The sequence below is a fragment of the Paraburkholderia domus genome (assembly GCF_905220705.1).
Lineage (GTDB): Bacteria > Pseudomonadota > Gammaproteobacteria > Burkholderiales > Burkholderiaceae > Paraburkholderia > Paraburkholderia domus.
In genome coordinates, this window is record NZ_CAJNAT010000017.1 from 20,218 (window position 1) to 42,233 (window position 22,016).

The 22,016-nt window shown below is 59.1% G+C and carries 17 protein-coding genes and 2 pseudogenes; 4 read left to right on the forward strand and 15 right to left on the reverse strand.

The window, feature by feature from the left end:
* Positions 1-440: 440 nt before the first annotated feature.
* The 6 genes and pseudogenes from KHO31_RS24815 to KHO31_RS24840 form a co-directional block, all read right to left on the reverse strand.
* Positions 441-962, reverse strand: a complete 522-nt coding sequence (locus KHO31_RS24815; protein WP_201078872.1) for a GAF domain-containing protein — start codon at positions 960-962, stop codon at positions 441-443.
* Positions 963-1,280: 318 nt separating this feature from the next.
* Positions 1,281-3,965, reverse strand: a complete 2,685-nt coding sequence (locus tag KHO31_RS24820; protein WP_201078870.1) for a LuxR C-terminal-related transcriptional regulator — start codon at positions 3,963-3,965, stop codon at positions 1,281-1,283.
* Between the two features lie 376 nt (positions 3,966-4,341).
* Positions 4,342-5,427 (reverse strand): Leu/Phe/Val dehydrogenase, encoded by a 1,086-nt coding sequence (locus KHO31_RS24825; protein WP_236071439.1) that lies wholly within the window; start codon positions 5,425-5,427, stop codon positions 4,342-4,344.
* A gap of 1,052 nt (positions 5,428-6,479) precedes the next feature.
* Positions 6,480-7,283 carry an avidin/streptavidin family protein gene (locus KHO31_RS24830; protein WP_201078866.1) on the reverse strand — a complete coding sequence of 268 codons (804 nt, stop codon included), beginning with the start codon at positions 7,281-7,283 and terminating at the stop codon, positions 6,480-6,482.
* Between the two features lie 940 nt (positions 7,284-8,223).
* Positions 8,224-9,381, reverse strand: a complete 1,158-nt coding sequence (locus KHO31_RS24835) for a PDDEXK nuclease domain-containing protein (RefSeq protein WP_201078864.1) — start codon at positions 9,379-9,381, stop codon at positions 8,224-8,226.
* Positions 9,378-9,671 (reverse strand): annotated as a pseudogene (locus KHO31_RS24840) (HU family DNA-binding protein); the annotation flags it as partial. The pseudogene KHO31_RS24840 and the gene KHO31_RS24835, both read right to left, overlap by 4 nt.
* A 284-nt stretch (positions 9,672-9,955) precedes the next feature.
* Here KHO31_RS24840 and KHO31_RS24845 point away from each other — a divergent pair.
* Positions 9,956-10,534: a hypothetical protein gene (locus tag KHO31_RS24845; protein WP_201078859.1), complete on the forward strand. Its 579-nt coding sequence runs from the start codon at positions 9,956-9,958 to the stop codon at positions 10,532-10,534.
* A 657-nt stretch (positions 10,535-11,191) separates the two neighbouring features.
* Here KHO31_RS24845 and KHO31_RS24850 read toward each other — a convergent pair.
* From KHO31_RS24850 to hutH, 4 genes and pseudogenes are all read right to left on the reverse strand, one after another.
* A pseudogene (locus KHO31_RS24850) lies at positions 11,192-11,794 on the reverse strand (imidazolonepropionase); the annotation flags it as partial.
* Positions 11,791-12,411, reverse strand: coding sequence for a HutD/Ves family protein (locus tag KHO31_RS24855; protein WP_201078917.1), 621 nt, complete (start codon positions 12,409-12,411; stop codon positions 11,791-11,793). The gene KHO31_RS24855 and the pseudogene KHO31_RS24850, both read right to left, overlap by 4 nt.
* Positions 12,412-12,425: 14 nt before the next feature.
* On the reverse strand, positions 12,426-14,120 hold the full coding sequence (gene hutU / locus KHO31_RS24860) for a urocanate hydratase (protein WP_211624336.1): 1,695 nt from the start codon (positions 14,118-14,120) through the stop codon (positions 12,426-12,428).
* Positions 14,117-15,664 (reverse strand): histidine ammonia-lyase, encoded by a 1,548-nt coding sequence (hutH, locus tag KHO31_RS24865; protein ID WP_201078856.1) that lies wholly within the window; start codon positions 15,662-15,664, stop codon positions 14,117-14,119. The genes hutU and hutH overlap by 4 nt, the downstream gene beginning before the upstream one ends.
* 264 nt (positions 15,665-15,928) lie before the next feature.
* Between hutH and KHO31_RS24870 the strand changes: the two genes are divergently transcribed.
* From KHO31_RS24870 to KHO31_RS24880, 3 genes are all read left to right on the forward strand, one after another.
* The gene (locus tag KHO31_RS24870; protein ID WP_201078854.1) at positions 15,929-16,348 is read left to right on the forward strand and encodes a hypothetical protein; all 420 of its coding nucleotides are present in this window, start codon (positions 15,929-15,931) and stop codon (positions 16,346-16,348) included.
* Positions 16,349-16,894: a cucumopine synthase-related protein gene (locus KHO31_RS24875; RefSeq protein WP_201078853.1), complete on the forward strand. Its 546-nt coding sequence runs from the start codon at positions 16,349-16,351 to the stop codon at positions 16,892-16,894.
* Between the two features lie 236 nt (positions 16,895-17,130).
* The gene (locus KHO31_RS24880) at positions 17,131-18,039 is read left to right on the forward strand and encodes a MurR/RpiR family transcriptional regulator (protein ID WP_211624338.1); all 909 of its coding nucleotides are present in this window, start codon (positions 17,131-17,133) and stop codon (positions 18,037-18,039) included.
* A 25-nt stretch (positions 18,040-18,064) separates the two neighbouring features.
* Here KHO31_RS24880 and KHO31_RS24885 read toward each other — a convergent pair whose 3' ends face one another.
* From KHO31_RS24885 to KHO31_RS24905, 5 genes are all read right to left on the reverse strand, one after another.
* Positions 18,065-18,712, reverse strand: coding sequence for a GntR family transcriptional regulator (locus KHO31_RS24885; RefSeq protein WP_201078849.1), 648 nt, complete (start codon positions 18,710-18,712; stop codon positions 18,065-18,067).
* A gap of 136 nt (positions 18,713-18,848) precedes the next feature.
* On the reverse strand, positions 18,849-19,721 hold the full coding sequence (locus KHO31_RS24890; RefSeq protein ID WP_201078847.1) for a transporter substrate-binding domain-containing protein: 873 nt from the start codon (positions 19,719-19,721) through the stop codon (positions 18,849-18,851).
* Positions 19,722-19,770: 49 nt separating this feature from the next.
* Positions 19,771-20,553 (reverse strand): ABC transporter ATP-binding protein, encoded by a 783-nt coding sequence (locus KHO31_RS24895; protein WP_201078845.1) that lies wholly within the window; start codon positions 20,551-20,553, stop codon positions 19,771-19,773.
* Positions 20,550-21,275 carry an ABC transporter permease gene (locus tag KHO31_RS24900; protein ID WP_201078915.1) on the reverse strand — a complete coding sequence of 242 codons (726 nt, stop codon included), beginning with the start codon at positions 21,273-21,275 and terminating at the stop codon, positions 20,550-20,552. Before KHO31_RS24900 ends, KHO31_RS24895 begins: the two co-directional genes overlap by 4 nt.
* On the reverse strand, positions 21,275-21,997 hold the full coding sequence (locus tag KHO31_RS24905) for an ABC transporter permease (protein WP_201078843.1): 723 nt from the start codon (positions 21,995-21,997) through the stop codon (positions 21,275-21,277). Before KHO31_RS24905 ends, KHO31_RS24900 begins: the two co-directional genes overlap by 1 nt.
* Between the last annotated feature and the right edge of the window lie 19 nt (positions 21,998-22,016).

Sequence of the window (22,016 nt, forward strand, 5' to 3'; positions counted from 1 at the left end):
CTCCTTGCATCACGGGTCCTTCCGGTTGCCCGTGAGTTGATAATTCGTCGAATTGCGTTCCGGCTGCATGATCGCCGGGTCGCGCTCAGTGCGCTGCCAGTGGCTCGCGGACGTTCCCACCCATAGCCGGGCGCGTTACATCCGCCGGAAAAACACACCACGTGCCGTCGTCATGTCGGAAAAAGAAAACTGCCAGCGCGTCGTTCAGACGGGATACCTTGACGCCGACATACCGTGTCCGATCGGCACGCGTCCGGCTGAACCGTGTTACTCGTACTGCAGAGGCCGGTCCAAGCCACTTTTCGACCAACCAGCGCAGTGAGTTATCGCGAACGTTCATTTCGTTCTCCTACGAACTAGCCCGTCACCGGCAGCCCAGACTTCTCTAGCCGCGAGCTGTATTTCATTGGCGTCACGCCTTCGCGACACCCCCGCTCTTCTCACCCGACCGGCTGCGAAGTACCAAGCAACACCGGCGCATAGGCAAGTGCACACAACATCGTGCTGTCCTGCACGCGCTTCGGTGTGAACCAGTGCGCTTCGTGAAGGACGTTAACCGTGCCGATCACCGTACCGTAATGGCATACCGGCAAGTTTAGGAGCGAACCACAGCCGAGCCCAAAAATCGTTTCATAGTCAGGTATCACACGACGAACGTCTGCCTCGTCGCGGCATAAGAATGCCTCCTGGCGTCCGAGGACCTGTTGTACCCACTCGTCGCACAGCCTGCCTTTGGTGCCGCCAACCGGATACACACCCGGGTGACTGCTCCAGATACGCTGCGCAACGAGGTCCGGAGTGTTTTCGAAGACCGACACGGTGAAAAGGCGGTAACCGACGCATTGCCGGAATGTACTGGCCAGCTCACCCGGGATGTCGTCCAGCGACGACGCCTTTGCCTGTGCGGCAGCCATCGCCAACATCGCGCGCGCTGCCAGATCTCCCTCCAACCCAACGCTCATCACCCTCTCCCCTTGCAACGTCTCAGCCGCCTGCAATCGTCGACCACGAGGCGACCCTGCTTGCCCGGCCTATGTCGGTAAGGACGCCCCTGTGAAGGGCTGACTTGTTCATTGTGGTATCGCTGTTTGCGGCCGACTATTCGTTCGTAACGAGGTCGCGAATTGCTTTCGGTCGCAACTGCGATGCGATACCAACCGTCCTTGAGTTGCACTTTATGAAACCATCAACCGGAACTCAACGCTGGCGACGGGTAGGCGTAGCCGCAAAGGTTGCAATGGCTACCCGGATGGGTAGGTTGATGAGGACAAGCCCTATGCTCAGGGCTCTGGGGAGAGGATCCCATGCTGCAATGCAGCACTGATCGCCGCTGCGCGGTTGTCAACGCCCAGCTTCTGGAAGATCTGCTTGAGGTGGAACTTCACCGTATTCTCGGAAACGTCGAGCGCACGCGCAATGGCCTTGTTGGATTGACCGCTTGCCAGCAATGTCAGCACCCGCGTTTCCTTGACACTGAACTGGGCTCGTGGGCGGACCGGGTGAGCCTGCCATCCACGAAGTTGCGTAATGACGGCAGACACGGTTGGAGGCAGCCCACCTTCTGGCCGTTGCACGACCGGTAGTATGGCGGGACCGACCTCCAGCAGAAGGCCCGGCAAACCATGCTGTAACAGGGGCGCAAGGATTTCGCTGACTTCCGACTGACTGATTTCGCCATTCGTTGCCCTGCGTTTTGCGACTAGGACCATCAGACGCAAACGCAATGCTGGCAGATGGAGACCGGCTCGTTCCAACGTGTCCGCCCCGCGTTCGAGGCGCGAGAGCGCCGCTGCGGCAGCCCCTGTTGCCAGTTGCACTCGCGCAAGCGCCAGCGCACTGGCCTCACGGTTGCGCCAGTCCGTTCCGGGTCCAGCTGTCGATTGGGCGGAGGTGTCGAGGTTTGCCGCCTGCGCCTCCCGCTGCGCCTGAGAAATAAGGCCGCATTGCGACAGCAGATCGACGCGCCACGCCTGAACCAGATGTCCGAGCCGCGGCAAGTGCCGGTCGCGAGCGAGCTGGGACGTATGATCCAGCACTGCAAGCGCGTGCTGCAGGCCGTGTTGCCGCAGCCCGGTACGCCAGGAAATTTCAGCGACGGCGGCAAACACGTCTAGCCAGCCATCAGTGTGCTCGAGCGAGTCCTGGGCGCCTCGTATCCAGTGTTGCGTCTCGCTCCGCAGCCCTTGCCAGTAGAGATGCTGGGCTTTGAAACAGCCAACCAGGGCCTTCAGCGAACTGTCCGTGCCGAAATTCGTTTCCGCCAGCGCTAGTGCCTCGTCAATCAGTTTTCTCGACTCTGTCACCTGCCCGCTCATGGCAAGAGCCAAAGCCTCATGCATGAGACAGTAGTTTTCTCCAAGTGGGCTTGCAACCAGATGCATCCGCGCACGAGCGCCCCTTGCTGCCTGCATGGCGTCACCCATTCGCCCTTGCGCTAGCGCGCCGACCGCGTCGACGCATAACAGCGTGCCTTGGGCGAGCGGATCGTTGGGCAGGTCCTTGCTCGTTGCTGCCCCGGTACCTAGCCAGTCGGCGAGGTCGTCAAAGTGATCGAAGTATGTGTGCACCAGAGCACGAATAACTGCGAAATCACGCTCGAGGCGCGCATCGCCCTTCACCGCAACTTCTGAGAGCCGCAACAGCTCAAACGCAAGCGCTTCGTTGCCCAGCTTGGCGTGCAGATAGGACTGCATGAGAACCAGCTCTGGCTCGCTGCGCCGGGTAAGGTCGTCGAACTGCTGAAGGAGGCCCTGTGTGTAAAGAATGCCCTTGCGCAGTACCAGCTCCCATCCTCCCGCCGCGCGGACAAGCCTCACACCAAGCTCGGTGTCGTTGGCGCGCAGGGCATGTGAGACCGCCATGACCCAGTCGCCTTGCACTGCCAGCCAGCCAGCCGCGGCCCGATGAATCTCTGCGGCCCGTTGTCCGTCCAGTCTTGGGCGTAGAAAGTCAGACAGCAGAAGATGATAGCGAAACCAACTGTGATCGGCGTCCAGTGGAACAAGCAGGGCCTCGAACTGTGTCAGCCGCGAGAGGATCGCGGCACTGTCATTCCGGGCCCTGGTGACATCGGCCAGCTCCGCGTTGAAACGCTCCAGCAGCGAAGTCTCCAGCAGAAATTCTCGACAGTCCTCAGGCATGTTGTCCAGAAGCTGCTCGGCCAGATATTCGGCCACCTCCGCGACTCGTCCAGAAAAGGACGGGAGTCCAAATGCCGAGCCGCTCCCGCGCGCAAGCCACAGGCGAGCCAGCTGCACGGCGACCGCCCAGCCCTCGGTCTTCGAATGAACTGTAGCAAGCGCAGACTGCCCCAGTTCCGGGCCGAGAATCTGGGAGGCTTCGGAAAGCGACAACACAAGATCACCGGCCTCAACTTCGTGCACCAGTCCGCGAGCCTTGAGCGTTGCCAAGGGCCACGAAGGTCGGGTCCGGCTCGCAACAACCAGATGGAGCCACTGACTGCCTCGCTCCAGCAGCGTCAGGACAATTTCATCGACCGCGTCGCACGCCGCTCGATGGTAGTCATCGAGCATCAACGAAAACCGGCGGCCATCGCGCGCAAGCGCCTGCAACAATGTAGCCACGGTTCGCTGCGGACGCGCATCAAGGGTCTGCGAATGCGCCAGGGGAGACAATCCCCCCAGGTCCAGTCCGGCGTCTTCCAGCGCGAGAAGGAAATAGGCAAGAAAGCGGCTCGCCTCCGCGTCCGCCTCATCCAGTGACAACCAGGCTACCGGAGTGCCGTCTTCACGCTGAAGCAGCGCCAATCGCAATTGCGCGAGCAATGTCGTCTTGCCGAAGCCCGGGGCGGATATCACCAATGTAAGAGGCTTGGGCGCGTGGTGCTGGAGTCTCGCCAGTAAGGCGTGGCGCGGTACCGCCTCAAGCTGCGTCTGCGGCGGGGCAAGCTTACCCACCCACATCCAGGTATTGGACGAGCTGGAATCCTGTGTTTGCTGGTTCATGCCTTGACGCAGGTTAGTCCGGTGGTCGAGACGAAAGATATCGGTGCTTTTATGAGCGTCCGTAAAAGTATCAGCACGCACGGGGTCAGCAACCATAGGCCGAAGAGTTGGTAAGTCCGGAATCCGGCCATGCCATGCGGCCTTCTCGGCCACCAATGAGTGTTCGCGGGCCAGATTATTTGCCGCAGTCTGGCGACATTGACCCCGCCTCGCTTGCCTGTAGCTGAATTTGTAACAGCCTCCAGAAAATCCCTGCTGTTACTGACAATCATGGCGTAGCCAAGCAATATTACTCCCTCAGGTCTGGGTCCAGACGAGTGCCGCCAGCCACGCTTGATACTCGTCGGCATGGCGGCGTTGTGTGATTTCCCTGCGCTTACTTGCGAGTCATGGACGCGCGCTCAATCTTCTCCTGCGCCCAGTTTACAGCAGCGCGCGCGGGGGCTTCGCCGGTCTGCTCGACGCGCCGCGCAAGCTGCAGCAGCCGCTCCCGGATTCCTGCAACCTCCCCCATCACCGTCGCCTCGTCGCTTCCACCCAGATATTCCCGCGCGCAACTGATAATACCGCCGGCATTGATCAGGAAGTCTGGCGCAAAGAAGATGCCACGGCGGTGCAATGTATCGCCTTCTTCGAGCGTTGCGAGCTGGTTGTTTGCGCCACCTGCAACGATGCGAAAGCGGCATTGTTCGGCGACCGTCGGAGTAATCACCGCACCCAGTGCGCAAGGTGCGAAAACGTCGGCTTCTACCCCGACGATCTCCGACGGCGCCACTGGGTGTGCACCGAAGCGATCCCGGGCCAAAGCAACCTTTGTGCCATCGACATCCGAAACGATCAGCTTCGCGCCTGCGTCCGATAGCTGCTGACACAGATCCCAGCCGACTGATCCGAGCCCCTGCACGGCAACCGTCACACCCGCGAGGCTGCTGCGACCCAGAACATACTGCACGGCCGCTTCAATGCCGACGAACACCCCGTACGCGGTCTTCGGGGATGGGTTGCCGCCGAACCCGCCGTCGCGTGGCATCCCGCTGATGTAGCGCGTTTCCGTTTGCGCTGCACGCATGTCACCAACGGTTGTCCCAACATCTTCCGCGGTGATATAGAGACCGTCGAGCGACTCAACTGCGCGTCCGAATGCTCTGAATAGCTGCGAACGGTCGGTCTGTCCTGCCGTGCGCAAAATGACCGCCTTCCCACCGCCGAATGGCAGGTCAGCGAGCGCATTCTTATAAGCCATGCCTTGCGAAAGACGCAACGCGTCGAGGAGCGCATCGGCCTCGTGCGCGTAGGTCCAATAACGGCAGCCACCAAATGCTGGACCGAGCGTTGTGTTATAGACGGCGATGATCGACTGGAGACCCGACTTGGCGCAGGTGGTCAGCACGATACGCTCGTGGGCGGGACCCTCGCCCGTACCGAACAGGCCCGCGGCTCTGGAATTGAACTGGTTTGTCAAAACGTTTACTCCGTAAAAGTAAAGAAGCCGAAGCGATAACTTCGCCTTCATCACACCAGCCTGGATTGCAGGTCTGGCGCATCGCTGACGCCAAGGGCCAAACGGACCTTGACGCCATGAGAGACAGCGATGGCAATTGTGTTGCCATCGTACTGTCGGAAACCGCTGGGATCCCATATCGCGTGTTTGGGCGTGGAACCGGCGAGCGAGTGTATCGCACCCGGAAATGGCAGTTCCATTGGAAGGAACCCCAATTCCTCCACACCCAAGCGAGCGCGTCGCATTCTTGCACGCAGCGTGACAGTTAGCACTCTTAAGTACAATACTCCAATGTGCACTATGCGCTTAGCGAGGCCAATATGACTCGCGTCTCCCAGCAACCCAATCCTGAAAGCACGAAGGCCGCGACGGGTTGACTGCTGTCCGCTAGCCAGCTCGTCGCGTTCTTTGTGACTGGCAAGGTCATGCATCCCGCGCAGCCTAGTAGTCGCGCGCATCGCAACAGTGCCCGTCGCGGGCTCCAAATGGTCTCCGCTTATCGCGTCGATTCTCTATTTTTGTCTTCGATAGCGAAAATCTCACCCTTGACTGGCTTGAGATGCAATCAGGTTTCGGCATCAGGCTCAGCTTCGATGCGGTTCCCAAGAATGGGTAGCCACGAATCCTGCCGGCGTGCTGTTGAAGAAAACGTTCTTTGCCCCCGCCCCAGTTGTCTCGGAAGACGGGTACGTCGCTTTCCACTTGTCAACGTCTTCTAGCGCTCTGGTCGATCCACGAGAACGTCAGACTTATTTCGAGGTAGAAACTCGGTCACCGTAACAGGTCGCAGGCAGCTGCATTGGATTCCGTCGACGGCATGCAGATGAATCCGGCTTCAGTGTCGAAATTCAGCTTCATGGCTGGCAGCGAGGGATCGGTGCCAATATTCTCTGGAGAAGGCTAGGAGCTTGCTCCGCTACCCTGACGCGATCCCTCCACGGCTTCCATGGGAATGGTTGCTCGCGCCACTTTTGGAAATCGCGTTCGGCTCATTATGTCTTCCTGACGGCCGGTCAGAGATTTCTGATCGAAACAGTGAATCGTTCTTGGCTCATGGCAACCCCGGCGTATTTGTTCGCATATCTGACGGCATCCGATTCAAAAAGATCGAGCGTTGCTCGCGAGGCATTCAGGTCAATAAATCCTCCGAGTCCCACAGTGTAAGTACGGCCCGTCCTATGTAGTCCGGTCAGAGCGAGACTTTGCATATTTCCTGGGGGTGTCGGGTCGATGATGCCCTGAATCTGGCACTCTTGACCCGGACACTGCATCACTGATCCGATACAGTTACCGTCCGCTCCATATGTAAAATCGATTTGCCTGTAGCCTGAATTCGGCTCGATATTGGTCAACGTCACGACAGCACGCTTTGCGGTCCGCCCACCGCGCGGAGTGTCGCATTGGCTCGCTGGGAGCACTCCCCCGCTAGGCGCCCTTCGGAAAGTGAGTGACTCGGTGTAGACCCCGGGACGTTCGACCTGAACCGCCTCGAACGGTGTGGAGGCGACCATGCCGTGCAAGAACTGAATGACTGGCTGCAGGTCCGGGGTATCGAGAAACAGAACACCATTCATGACGCTTACCCAAGTCCAACTTGGATCGACATTGGTGCTGTTAGTCGGCCTCCAGAAGACCGAAATCGCAACCGGCTGATTTGAAAGTTCGACGTCGGGTGACCATCCATTCACAATGTATACACCCGACGCTCCGGTTTCGGACGTGTAGATGCCTTGCAGAGCACCTCTTGGGCTCTGGGACTGGATATCGAGAATGGATCCGTACTCGTTTCGCCATCTTCCGATCAGATTGGTATTCATGGAGCTTACTCACCGATTGCTGGAGCGACTCTGTGCGATCGCGCAGGACTCACCAAATTCGCGAAAAATAGTGGACACCATCACGTAGATCGCCGGTCTGCTTTAATACCAGACCCAGTCACCGAATTGATAATTCAGCCGCGCTTCCATTGGATCGCTACATGTTAGATTTGGAGCGGATGCCACAAAGCGCTTCTCCTCAATGCAGTATTTTCTTTTTTCGCGCCTTTTTTGACTGATACGGAATTGTCGACCTGAAAGTGCCCCCACGTCGGAAGGTAGCAACTTCCGGCAGCCTGAACAACCAGATGAAAGGGTAGGAATATCGGGGCTAGGTTACTCGGCCTACCCGAACGGGTAGCTTTACAGGTATAAACCCCATCCACCTCGGTGGATTTTTCTTCCGGCTTCCTAAGCGGGAGAACCTGACTAACGGCGCGTGTCAAGGTACTTGTCGACTCAGTCATGCAGCCAAAGGCTGTTTAAGTGTGGCGTACGAGGCCATAGTGACGACTGACTCGCGCTCCGGATTGAGGGTGACCTTACCGATTGGCGTCCAGCCCCGCGTGCACGGTGACCAGCGTGCCGGGTTGCGTTCCCGCGCCTGGACATACACCTCGTGACGAGCCGCGAGGAAATAATCGACAATAGTCGTAACTATTGGCAAACGCTCCTGGTCGGTCAATATCCGCAGGGACCTCTCGGCGGCCTCGCGCTGACGATTTTGATGGCCGTGGTACGCGTTGCGGTGCCCTTGCCGCTCGCACTTGTGCTAGCGCTTTGCCGTACCAGCACATACCGCGTTTTGCGCTGGTCGGCTTTACGAGGAGGCTATGCCTCGCCAACGGTGGCCCACCGTCTAACCTCACATGACGATGCGGCACCGTCTCGCGGCCTCACTTTCAGTTGAACGGGACCTGTCGGACGTCGGGACCAGATCTTACGCAGCTCCGGTCCGCCGCTCCAGTTCCGTTGTCGTGCGTTCCAGTTCCTTCACGATCATCGCCTCATCGGGCAACACCGTTTGGTATTCCGCCGCGAGAATCTTGTTCGGCAGGTTGTCCAGCGCGTAGTGTGCTTCGGCCGCACCTTTTTCGGCGCAAAGGATCAGACCGACAGGTGGATTCTCCCCAGGCTTCATCCAGTGCTCGCGCGCGTAGTTCAGATAGAGATGCATCTGCCCGGCGTCCGCATAGCTGAAGCGGCCGACCTTGAGATCGATGATGACCAGGCATCTCAACCGTCGATGGAAAAACACCAGATCGACCCTGAACCACGTGTCGTCAATTCTCAGGCGGCGCTGCCGGCCGACGAAAGCAAAGTCGTCACCGAGCTCCAGCAGGAAATCCGCCAGATGCTGGATCAGGGCTTCCTCAAGGTCCGACTCCGAGTACTCGTCCTTGATGTCGAGAAACTCGAGGACGAACGGATCGCGAATCGCCTCCTCTGGCGTGAGGAGATCACCCGGCTGGACATCTGCGGCTTTTCTGAGCAGGGCCGCCTTGTTGCGCGACAGCGCCAGCCGCTCGTAAAGCTGGCTACTGATCTGGCGGTCGAGCTGGCGCACCGACCAGCCTTCGCGCAACGCCTCTGTTTCGTAGAAAGCGCGGGCGGCCGCCGTCTTCACAGAAAGCAGGCGCACATAGGCGGACCACGGCAGCGTAAAACGGGTGACTAGCGCCATGTAATCGGGCGCCGTTGCCGTGGCGTCGACAACGTCTTTCGCCGGCAGCGATTTTCCAGACGGCGTCTGGACATTTCCGGCAACTGCCGATTTTCCAGACACTGTCTGGAAAATCTCCGCCGCCGGCCAGGCCAAATAAAAGGCGCGCATGCTGGCCAGATTGGCCTTGCCGAATCCGCGTCCGAAACGGCGCGTCAGGTCGTCCGCGAGCCGGGCGATCAGCGCCTGTCCGTAACCGGCGCGCGCATGCCCGCCCTGCTCACTGGCGACGATCCGCCGCCCGATCTCCCAGTAGGCGGCGGTCATCACGGCATTGACGTTGCGTGCCGCCGTGCGTCGCGCCGACTCGACGACACTGACGACTTCCTTGTGCAGCCCGGCGTAGTCGCTGGGCGCGATCGCCACCTTCGTCATGCCGCGTTGACGGCATCCTTGAACGCCTTGCCCGCCGTGAACTTGACGGTCTTCGCCGCGGGGATCTGGATTTCGGCGCCGGTCGCCGGATTGTGGCCGACCCGTGCGGCGCGCGCACCCGTGGAAAACGAGCCGAAGCCGATCAGTTGGACGGTATCGCCCTTCGTCACCGCGCCGGTGATCGCAGCGATCACTGCGTCGATCATCTCGCCGGTCGCGGCCTTGCTTTCATCTGTTACCGCCGCGACCGCATCCACCAATTCCTGCTTGTTCATTGTTGATTCCTCGTTGTGGTTGGGATGTCGCCACCCTACCCGATCGGCCTGCCTTCACGCAATCACTACCAGCGGGCTGGTCCGATTCTGCAGCGACCGAATCAACTCAAGGTGCATTGACTTCGCCACGCGCCGTCAGGCTGGGTCGGAAGCGCCCGAGCAGCGGTGGTCTCAAGATTCGGAGTTTTTCGTACGTTTGGCGTCCCAGATCGGGGGTTTCGAATGCCGCCGAGTGACCCGAAGCGGCAGCCCGCCGGGATAATATAGGCTGTCGGTGCACGTGCTTGGGGCTAGAAATCATGGTTGAACTTGACTGGTACGAGAAACTTCGACACGAGTATCGGCCGGAACGCATCCGGTTGCTGCTTGTTGGCGAGTCGGCCCCAGATTCTCGCGGCGGTGATCGCCGGTTTTTCTATTCGGTGACACTCAGCCAGCACGACAACCTCTACCGCGGCGTCTCCTCGGCTCTGTACGGGCTTGATGTCGAGTTCGACGTAAGTCAAAAGAAGGGCAATCTGCAGCGCATCAAGGATGATGGCGTTTGGTTGATCGACGCAGTCGAGACTCCGGTCAACTCGCAAACCAAGAGCGCGCGACGCAAGGTCATTCGCGCGGCGATACCGAACCTAATAAAGCGGTGCAGAGAGCTTGATCCGAGTGTCGGCGTCTTGATCTGCCATACAGTCGTGTTTGAAGAAGCTGCCCGGCAACTGCGCGAAGCGGGCGTAGCCGTACTACACGACGATGCCTTGCCTTTCCCATTGGGGAACTGCGGAGCCCGCTTCGTCGATGGCGTCCGACTAGCGCTGTCGCGCGCCGAGTGGAAACGTGGCGGTCGTTCGCACCTGAACCGGACGACACCTTGCGGCAAGTGACCGCTCCTGGACACTGCGATCGATACCGATGTGTTATCAGGTTGAGGCACACCTCAACTGGGCGTCAGGACCACCGACGACAGCGGACAATTCCCGAACATTGGACACGAATTCTGCGAGGCTAGCGGTCGCGGAGATGGCCATGACGTTTGCTCCATTGATCGATTCATGAGGTTTCGAACTGTCGGTTTAGGTCACCAGCCAAGCCAGCACGGCCGATGCGTTCCCGATCGGCACCATGGTCTCGTCCGGGCGTGACGGGATCGAGAGTCAGTTGTAACCGAGGATTGCCGCGGAAGAGACATCTGCGCGGTCACTGACGCTGCTGACCAACGATGACATTGGAGCCTGGAGCAGAGCCGCATACTGCGACTTCTGATCGGCCTTGTTCCGCTCCAGATGCGCGTTGAATTCCATTGCCGCGTCGGACAATGTGAACGCCGCTACGTTGACTTGACGGGATAGCATTTGCTCTACCTTTTTGTTACAGTTGCTTGACTACGAAGCCTGCTCACGGAGCTGTCTATAAGCGATTCAGTGACGCGGACCGCTCAATCACTTTTTGTGCCGTGCACCGCCTCGATGGCACCGTTCACCAGAAGTTCGAGTAGCGGCTCAACTCTCGCTGCGCGAGTTTCGTCGTACGCGTAGGGCCTCTTCGTCCACGAGCGCAGGCAGCATGCGATCGCAAACTTCGGCGATGTATGCATCGGTGCGGCCAGAAAACTCGGCCGGCAATGCGTGTGCTCCAAGGAAGGTCGTGTACACCTTCACCGGATACCGCTCGCCCAGCTGACGCGCAACCCGCAGCATCTTGCGCTCGGATTCGAGCTCGAGCCCACATCCGGACTTTATTTCGACTGCCGTGACGCCTTCCGCGAGCAGCGCTTCGAGACGCGCAGCGGATTGCGCGAATAGCGCGTCTTCGTTAGCTTCGCGTTTCGCCCGCATGGTCGAGACGATGCCACCGCCGCGCCACGCAATCTCTTCATAGCCCACGCCTTCGAGACGCCCGGCAAACTCATCTGCACGCTGTCCGCTATAGACGAGATGTGTTTGGCAATCGATCAGTCCGGGCGTGACCCACGCCCCCTGAATGTCTTCGCGATACCAGTCGGCGTATTGCCCCGGAAGGTGGGTCATCGCGCCGAGCCAGTCAATCGTGCCATCGTCCTGCACAGCGATCGCTGCGTCGGCGATCGTCTCGCCAAGGTCGCCATGCGGGCACAGACTCAGGTTACGCCAGACGGTTGGCTTCATGATTGAACGGCGACTTCGTCAGCCGAAAGCTTGTGGATGCGGACGGCGAGCACTGCCGCGCCCTCGCCTCGCAGCCTGCATGAGACACCGCGCGGCGAGTCGACACGCAATGTGTCGAGCGCGTTGAGTCTGTGCGTCACGCCCACGCCGAGTTCAATGTCGACAGGGCCGTGCGCGCAGAACAGCAGGAGTGTGTCGGCATCCTGGACGTCGAATGCGCCGCTGCGCCAGACCGTGAGATCAGCGCGCGCGGATGAGCGGCGCACCATCAGGTTGAAGTCGCGCGTCGGGCCGTCGACGGGATGCGCAACAATAGCCGTCTCGCCTTCGAAGCGCGCGATATCGAGCGGCTCGCGGAGAGTGTGCACGACCGCATGAGGGCCCCCCGCTTCGACAAGCAGCATTCGCGCGCCCGACAGCAACACGAGCGTCCGGTCGATGCCCGCGAAGCGCGAGAACGGACCGGCTTGCGCGACATCCGCAACGCTCACGCGCCACGCGAACACATCGAGCGTCGCGCCCGCGGGAAACGCCGCCACCTCACGCGTGACGCCGCCGCCGTTCTTCCACGGCGCCGCCACGAGATCCGCGCCGCGAATCAGCGACACGCTTGCCATCGATGGCGTCGCGCTCACGACCAACGGCCCAGCATCGGCAGGTTGAGGCCGGCCTCGCGCGCCGTTTCCTGCGCGAGTTCATAGCCCGCATCTGCGTGACGCATCACACCCGTCGCCGGATCGTTGAACAGCACGCGGCCGAGGCGCTCCTTTGCAGCATCGGTACCGTCAGCGACGATCACGACGCCCGAGTGCTGGCTGAAGCCCATGCCGACCCCGCCGCCATGATGCAGCGAGACCCACGACGCGCCGCCTGCGGTGTTCAGCAGCGCGTTGAGCAGCGGCCAGTCGCTGACTGCGTCCGAGCCGTCTTTCATCGATTCGGTTTCGCGATTCGGGCTTGCCACCGAACCGGTATCGAGGTGGTCGCGGCCGATCACGATCGGCGCCTTCAACTCGCCATTCCTGACCATTTCGTTGAACGCCTGACCCAGACGGTAACGATCCTTCACGCCAACCCAGCAGATCCGCGCCGGCAGGCCCTGGAACGCAATACGTTCGCGCGCCATGTCGAGCCAGTTGTGCAGATGCGGATCATCGGGGATCAGTTCCTTGACCTTCGCATCGGTCTTGTAGATGTCTTCCGGATCGCCCGACAGCGCGACCCAGCGGAACGGGCCCTTGCCTTCGCAGAACAGCGGGCGGATATACGCCGGCACGAAGCCCGGGAAATCGAACGCGTTTTCAACGCCCATTTCCAAAGCCATCTGACGAATGTTGTTGCCGTAGTCGAGAGTCGCCGCGCCGCGTTCCTGCAGCGTCAGCATCGCCCGCACCTGCCTTGCCATCGACTGCTTGGCCGGCGTGACAATCGAGTCCGGGGCGGTCTTCATACGCTCGCGCCAGTCTTCGACATTCCAGCCTTGCGGCAGGTAGCCGTGAATCGGATCGTGCGCGCTGGTCTGGTCGGTCACGCAATCCGGCGTGATGCCACGCGTCACGCATTCAGCGAACACATCCGCTGCATTGCCCAGCAGGCCGATCGACACCGGCTTGCCTGTTTTCTTCGCTTCTTCAAGCATGGCGAGCGCTTCGTCGAGCGTCGCCGCTTTCTTGTCGACGTAACGCGTCTTCAGGCGGAAATCGATACGCGTCTCATCACATTCGACCGCGATCATCGAGAAGCCGGCCATCGTCGCGGCCAACGGTTGCGCGCCACCCATGCCCCCCAAGCCGCCCGTCAGAATCCAGCGGCCCGAAGGATCGCCGTTGAAATGCTGGTTTGCCACCGAGAAGAACGTCTCGTAGGTGTCCTGCACGATACCCTGGCTGCCGATGTAGATCCAGCTGCCCGCAGTCATCTGCCCGTACATCATCAGGCCCTTGCGATCGAGTTCGTGGAAGTGTTCCCACGTCGCCCAATGCGGCACCAGATTCGAATTCGCCAGCAGCACGCGCGGTGCGTCCGCATGCGTCCTGAACACGCCGACCGGCTTACCCGATTGAATCAGCAGCGTCTCGTTCTCTTCGAGGTCTTTCAGCGACGTGAGAATCTGATCGAAGCAATCCCAGTTACGCGCCGCACGGCCGATTCCGCCATACACGACCAGCGCATGCGGATGCTCGGCGACTTCCGGGTCCAGATTATTCTGGATCATCCGGTACGCGGCTTCCGCGATCCAGGTCTCGCAGGTCTTTTTCGCGCCGCGCGGTGCGCGGATCGTGCGGGTCGGGTCCAGACGCGGATCAACGTGTTCGGGACTGTTCACAGGAGACCTCCTCGAAACGAGGCTGATTCTGACGTGAAAGACAGCGGAGCATGCGTTCCAATTTCGCCGCTCCGCACGAGTGAGGCGGCGGCGGCAATATCAGGTGCGAAGTAGCGGTCTGTGTCGTAGTGAGCCACTTCCCGGCGGATCGCGCGCATCACCAGTTGCAGAGTCGGGCTTGTCTCATACGGGGAACGCAGTTCTACCCCTTGTGCCGCTGCGAGCAGTTCGATCGCGAGAATATGGGCGACATTCTCGGCAATATCGGCCAGCCTGCGGGCCGCGAACGTAGCCATCGACACGTGGTCTTCCTGATTCGCTGATGTCGGCAGTGAATCCACGGATGCCGGATGCGCCAGGCTTTTGTTTTCCGAGGCGAGTGCCGCCGCGGTGACGTGAGCAATCATGAACCCGGAGTTCACTCCACCATCCTTTACTAGGAACGGCGGCAGGCCCGACAGGGTCGCATCAATCAGCAGCGCAATCCGCCTCTCGGCTAGAGCGCCGATTTCCGACGCCGCAATGGCAAGATTGTCTGCGGCAAACGCCACGGGCTCGGCGTGGAAGTTCCCGCCAGAAAGCACCTCGCCGGTGTCCGGGAAGATGAGCGGGTTGTCAGATACAGCATTGGCTTCGATTAGCAAGACTCCTGCTGCGTGTCGAATCTGGTCAAGACATGCTCCCATGACCTGCGGTTGGCAGCGCAGGCTGTACGGGTCCTGAACCTTGTCGCAGTCAGCGTGGGAAGCGTTGATTGCAGAATCTTCAAGAAGCGTTCGATAGGCTAATGCCGCATCGATTTGCCCCTGGTGACCACGCAACGCATGGATTCGATGGTCGAATGGCGCAACCGAACCCATCGCCGCATCCACCGATAGCGCGCCTGCCGCCAGCGCGGTGCGATACAGGTCTTCAATTGCAAACAGGCTGTAAAGCGCAAGTGCGGCGGACGCCTGGGTGCCGTTGAGAAGCGCAAGGCCTTCCTTTGCCTGTAGCTTAAGCGGCGCGAGTCCGACGAGTTTCAAACCATCCATCGCGCTCATGCGCTCGCCTTTCGCGAACACCTCGCCGACGCCTAGCAGCACCGCCGACATGTGCGCGAGCGGCGAAAGGTCTCCAGATGCGCCGACCGAGCCCTTCACGGGGATCACCGGCAGCACGTCGGCATTGAAAAGGCTGATTAGCGCGCCCATCACTTCACGGCGGATTCCCGAGTGGCCTCGGCCCAGACTCGACAATTTGAGAGCAATCAACAGGCGCACGACCGGACGCGTCATCGGCTCGCCCACGCCAACTGAGTGTGACAGCACGAGGTTGCGCTGTAGCAACTCGAGTTGCTCACGCGGTATGTGGGTGCTGGCAAGCCGCCCAAAGCCCGTATTGATGCCGTAAGCAGGAACCCCCCTTTCTGCTATCTCCGCAACCGTGCGTGCTGCAGCGTCGATTGCCTCGAAGCTATCGGGATCAAGCTCAATGGAAACATTCTCGCGCGCCACGCGGCGCAACTGGGCCAAGGTCAACTTACCCGGAGTCAATTTGATCATCACAACGTCCTTTGCATGAATGGTCAACTGACTATACATGAATGTATATTTTCATTCAATACGTGTAAACCAACGTTCGTGACTGACTTCGACCAGCACACAGCGGCACTACCCTATGGATGGTGAAAGTAGCCTGCAGGCTCAATCTCTCCTTCTCGACGCCGTTCGCGAGCATGAATCAATTTAGGCGTTGCAATCGTTTATGAATTGTTTTATTCTTCATCATGCTTTACACATGAAAGTTTTCATCCAAACGGAGTATCCATGTCAATTGACCTGCTCGAATTCCATGCGCCGGGGCCGGACCTCAAGTTCCGCGTGCAGCTGCTGGCGCAAGACAATCCAGATGTCGTATCGCAAGTCCTCAAGCAACTGCCGCTCAATAGCGTTCTGGGCCACGTCGTAATCTCCGGCGAGGCTATCTGGATGCCTACAAAAATCGTCCACCTGGGCAAATCGAACATGGTGAAGCGATCACCGGGCGCCGTGTACCTGTACGCACCCGGCCAGACAATCTGCCTCACCTACGGCGCTATTACCGAGAGCGCACTCGTCAACAAGTTTGGTGAGGTCCTTGAAAGCGATTTGCCTACGCTGGCCAAGCTCGGAGAGCATGTCTGGGAACAGACAGTCACCGAGCCGCGTAGAAATGTCGTCAACATCGTTGTGCGGAGGGTTGCTTAAATGTCTACGATCAAGAAATTCGAGGGACACTGGCTCGAAGCAAAGAAAGAAATCGACCGCCAGGTCGAACGGGTGTGGCTTTCGGAGCCGGACGAAATCCAGAAAATCCGCTGGGGCATCATTGATAGCGGCGCGGGCAGTGGCCAGCAATCATTCAGTGTGCTGGTACACCTTGAGGCGTATCTCATGCTGGTCGGTGCTGATGTCATGTACCGGTTCCTGAAGGTCTCGCAGTATCCGGACGTCGAGCTCCCAACCCTCATCAAGATGACCCGGGAGTTCCTGACGGGCACGTTCAACGTCTTCGAATTCATGACTGACCTCGGACTGACAAACATGCACGAGGTTGGCCAGATGTACAGTGACGCTCTGGATCAGCTGGAAACCAAAGATGAGTATGTACAACTCACCGGCTCCATGATGACCTATGTGATCCGCATGCACCGGTGGATTCACTTCATCTTCCCCTGGAACCTCGGGGTCGCCTTCCCTCACCGCAAACCTCAGGAAGTCGCAGCCATTTCCGCTGTCCTCTGCAATGCCTGATTGTCGCAGGGCAAGCGTACCGGTGCACTGACAAAAGCCAGTGGCCGAATGCAACCGCCCCGACTCTCTCCGGCCGTCCAGCATGTTTCGGCCGGGGAATATCGGTACCCAAAACACCAACACTTCCGGGTTGCGCCCTCCGGTGCAGCCATGCTCCGGAGCACAAACTCGCCATGCTTTCGGGTAATATGCCAAACGTGTTACAACAGTCCCCCGTTCAAATTCCGGAGAGCAACTTGGCTGGCGTAGCCCGCAACGTGAAACCCAAATCTGCCGCGCGCCCCCCGGAAGGCCCAGTTGCCTCCAAGACATTGCGCAACGAACTCGAAGGCAGACTCGAAGGGCAACGACTCACACCTGCGCATCGCCGCATTACGCAGATACTGGTCGACCATGCTGCTGACATAGGCTTCCTGACCAGCATGGAGCTAGCAGAGCTTGCGAATGTCAGTCAGCCATCCGTATCCCGCTTCGCGGTGGCATTGGGATTTGATGGCTTCCTGGACATGCGTCGCGCACTTCGTTCGTTCGCAGAGCCGACGACGATTTCCTCCGGTGCGGGACCCAACGCAAACAAATATCAAGCAGCGGTCGCAGCCGAAGCACGAAATGTCGCCGAGCTTTCGGAACAGCTCGGCGACCTCGAACGAATCAGAGCCTTTGGGAAAGCCCTCGCCGAATCCTCTCCGCTCGTGACGTTGGGAATTCGCGCCTCCGCCGGTCTTGCGACGCAGTTTTCCTACTTCGCAGCGAAAGTCCATCCAGACGTTCGACCCATCTCGAATGGCGGGTCCTTCGCGGAGGACCAGCTCGAGCAGGCCTACGCGGCTGGCGCGAAGTGTCTCCTTGCCTTCGCGATGCCCTTGTATCCACGAGAAACGATACAGGCACTCCACTTCGCAAGGCAGTTGGGTTTTAAGCTGGCGGTCGTTTCAGACCCGGCATTCCCGGCGCAGGGTATTGTTCCTGATTTCAGCCTTTCTGCGCGAATCCACTCGACACTCGTATTCGATTCGTACGCAGCTAGCACCTTTCTTGTTACGGTGCTGCTGGATGCGATGTGCGACGCCATGCCTGAGCACGCCGAAAGCCGCCTGGAAGCGGGTGACCGTTCATCGTTACGACGAAAGGTCTTCATCCGCTGAGGGCCCCGAACCCAGGCACGCTGCCTCAGCAGCCACCGTCCTTGTGTCCCAGGACGTGACAGCGCATTGTTTCAAGCAATGCGTCACGATTTCCGTCTGCCACGTGCCCGACCATATCGAAATGATCTTGCGCGGACCTGGCAAGCATGACTGACGTATTGTTCTCACGACGCACGGCTAGCGGGATCCGGTCGCGCAGGTCAAATATCATCTTTACAAGCTCGCCATTGCTGCAGTGGCAAAGCAAGCGACTGTGAAACGCCCTGTTGCACTGCTCTTGCTCTGTCGCTGTGCCGGAAACAACGGCGTCTGAAAATGCCTGAGCGAGTATATTCAGATTCCTGATATCGTCAGCGCCCGCTTTCCCGACGATCGAATCGACCGCCGAGACCTCGAGAATGGCCCGGATTTGCCGGATGTTCTGCAGCCGCTCCTGAGTGAACACCTGAACCCGGTAGCCGCGATTGGGAATGGACTCCACGACGTCGCGTTCGACGAGGTGCTCCAGCGCCTGCCGCACATCAATGCGCGAATGGCCATAGACCTGTTCAAGCTCTACCTGCTTGAGCCACGCGCCAGCACCGAGGCGCCCAGAGGTAATGTCTCGTTCTATCAGTGTCGCTAGGTCGCGAACCCGGAAGCGCGACCCACGTTGTCCGTTGATTGATGACATGCTCATGCTTTTCTGTTGGAGAAGGGAGCAGCGGAAGTGGATAAACCACAGTCCATCGATACGTATGCATCCCGACGTGCCTCGCACGCACCCCCGAAGACGGCAGGCGGGGGAAACGCCGGGATGGCTCCCAAAATCATTGTGTTGGGGTCACATCCATATGGAAAGTCTGCTCCGAAAGCTTCTTGATTGTCCCGTCGGCCTGCGCAGCACGAATAGCCTGGTCGAACATCGCCTTCAGTTCTGTGTCCCCCTTACGGAGCCCCACGCCAGATCCCTTGCCAATGACGCCGCCCTCGAAACAGGGACCCGCCAGCACCATGTTCTCGTTGCCCGGTTTCGCCGCAGTTCCCAATAGCGAATCCTTTGCACCAATGACCGCATCCAGCCGGCCGGCTAACAGGTCCAGATCTCGCGACTCAGGTGTCTTGTACTGGCGCACCGAGATGCCTTTGAGATACGTGTTTGCGAATTCCACCGACGTGCCGGCAGAGAGTGTGCCGACGACCTTGTCCGAAAGCGCGGCTTTTACCTGAGAGAGTGCTTTCGTGGACCCCGCCTCATCACTAATCGGAATCTTCCGCCCGTCCGCCGGAAGCTTCTTCGCAACGTCATTGTTCTTCAGGGTACCGAACGTGTAGCAGAGGGCGGCATAGGGTACCGAAAACGCAATCACCTGCTCGCGTTTCGGCGTAATGGCTATGTCGTCGATGATGGCATCGTACTTTCCAGCGTTCAGAGCAGGAATCATACTGTCGAACGACTGCGCAGTGATTGTGCACTTGACGTGCATACGGTCACACAGGTTATGTGCGAGGTCAATTTCGAAGCCCGCCAGCGTTCCGTCGGACTTCGTATAGTTCCATGGCACGAAACCACCTTCAGTGACAATTCGCACTTCCTTGGGTGCAGTCTGCGCGACCGCCGGTCCAAACCATAGCGCGGCGACGCCAGCGACAGCCATTGCAAGAACGAACGAGCGCGTGTGGCGTTGTCTAAAAGTTTTCATATTCGCATCCTTTGTGGGGTTATTGATTAGCTGACTGTCTGTGTTCGGACTACCCTGCAAGGAATTGCTGAAGACGAACCGATCGGCCTGTACCGAAGACCTCGCTTGGCGTTCCCTCTTCTTTCACCATTCCCTGGTCCACGAAGACCACCCGGCTCGACACTTCCCGAGCGAAGCCCATCTCATGAGTGACGATGAGCATCGTGCGGCCTTCGTCTGCCAGGCGGCGCATTACACGGAGTACTTCGCCAACCAGTTCAGGGTCGAGAGCAGATGTCGGTTCATCAAACAACATGAGTGAAGGTCGCATTGCCAGAGCGCGAGCGATGGCCACGCGCTGCTGCTGACCACCGGAAAGTTGGGCGGGATAGAAACTCTCCCTGTTAGAGATGCCAACCTTCTCAAGGAGTTCTCGCGCCTCTTCAATGCATTCCTTTCGTGGTCGACGCTGCACATGAACAGGTGCCTCGATGACGTTCTCCAGCACTGTCTTGTGAGACCACAGATTGAAATTCTGGAACACCATGCCGACACTTGAACGGATGCGGTCAACCTGCCTGAGGTCGTAGCGTCTTGGTCCGCTTGATGCTGAACCCGACATACCGATACGCTCACCGGCAACCGTAATTTCCCCTGCATCCGGGACTTCCAACATGTTGACGCAACGAAGCAGCGTCGATTTGCCCGAACCGGACGAACCGAGAATCGAGATCACTTCACCTTCGCGTGCTTCAAGTGAAATTCCCTTGAGCACCTCAAGGTTCCCGTACCGCTTGCGGATGCCTGTCAACTCGACTGCCTTCGGTCGAATCAGATTGCTAACCGTATTCATGCTGCGTTCCCCTCAATGAGCTGGTTGTTTTCAATTACTGGAGGCCGCAGATGAGGGTTGAGCCGGTGCTCAAGCCAATGCACTGCCCGAGTCAGGAGGTAAGTGATGAGGAAGTAGATAATCCCCGCCGATACAAACACCTCGATTGGCCGGTATGTTTCGGTGGCAATGGACGAAGCAATGCCCGTCACGTCCATGAGTGTCACAAGGGACGCCAGGGAAGTCGCCTTCACCATCGCGATGATTTCATTGCTATACGCGGGGAGCGCCTGTCTGACTGCAAGCGGCAGGATGATCCTACGCATCACCAGTGCTCGGGGCATCCCGCACGCATATGCCGCCTCCAGTTGACCACGCGGAACCGAGCGCAACCCGCCGCGAATGATTTCGCTCGCGTAGGCAGACGTGTTGATGGTGAGAGCAAGGAGAGCACACCAGTACGGCTCACGCAGAAAGGGCCACAGGAAGCTCGCGCGAATTGTTGAGAACTGGCTCAAGCCGTAATAAATCATGAAAAGCAGCACAAGCAGCGGCACACTACGAATCACCTGCACATAGACCCATGCCAGTGCCCTGGCGGCTGACGACGGCGAGAGTCGCAGCAGTGCAATAATGAATCCCAGCAGACCGCCCAGAACGACGCTGAACGAAGCCAGTCCAAGGGTCAGCGGAATACCTGGTAGCAACTGGACAAAAGTCTGGTAGATAAACGGCAGGTCCATCATGCCCTCCCTGTCAGGCTACGGGCCTGGTGCCGCTCAACGCGCTGAATGGCAAGAGTCGACCCCGCGCACAGAACAAAGTAAATGAGAGCAGCAGCAACATAGAAATCGAACGGTAGTCTCGTGGACCCGGCACCGACTTGTGCCTGACGCATCAGTTCTGCAAGACCCGTCACCGACAGCAGCGACGACTCCTTCAGCGCACTGAGCCAGACGTTACCCATTCCCGGCAGGGCGTGACGCAACGTTAGCGGAGCGACTATCCTGCGAAAGCGCAACAGACGCCTCATACCGCAGGCGCGCGCCGCTTCGATTTCGCCTTTGTTGACGGCATTCAGGCCGCCCCGAAGGACCTCGGTGCTTTGAGCTCCCGACGTAACACCGATTGCAATTGTGCCGGCAAGGAATCCGGGGAAATTGACAAAACCGGTAGAACCCAGGAACGGCTGCAACCAGGTCAGTACTGCACTCCCGCCGAAGTAAATGACGTAGATGATTAGAAGATCTGGCAGTCCGCGGATGATCGTGGTGTAAGCGTCAGCAATCCCGGCGAAAGGTCTGCGCCTCGACGCCTTAGCCCACGCCCCCAGCGTGCCGAATACCATGCCCAGAAACATCCCGCATATAGCTACGGCAATGGTTACAACCGCACCACTGAGCAGCGTCAGGCCCCACCCATTCGGTCCAAATCCAACGACCTGTATAAAGTTCAACTGGTTCACGATGACCATATCCGATTAG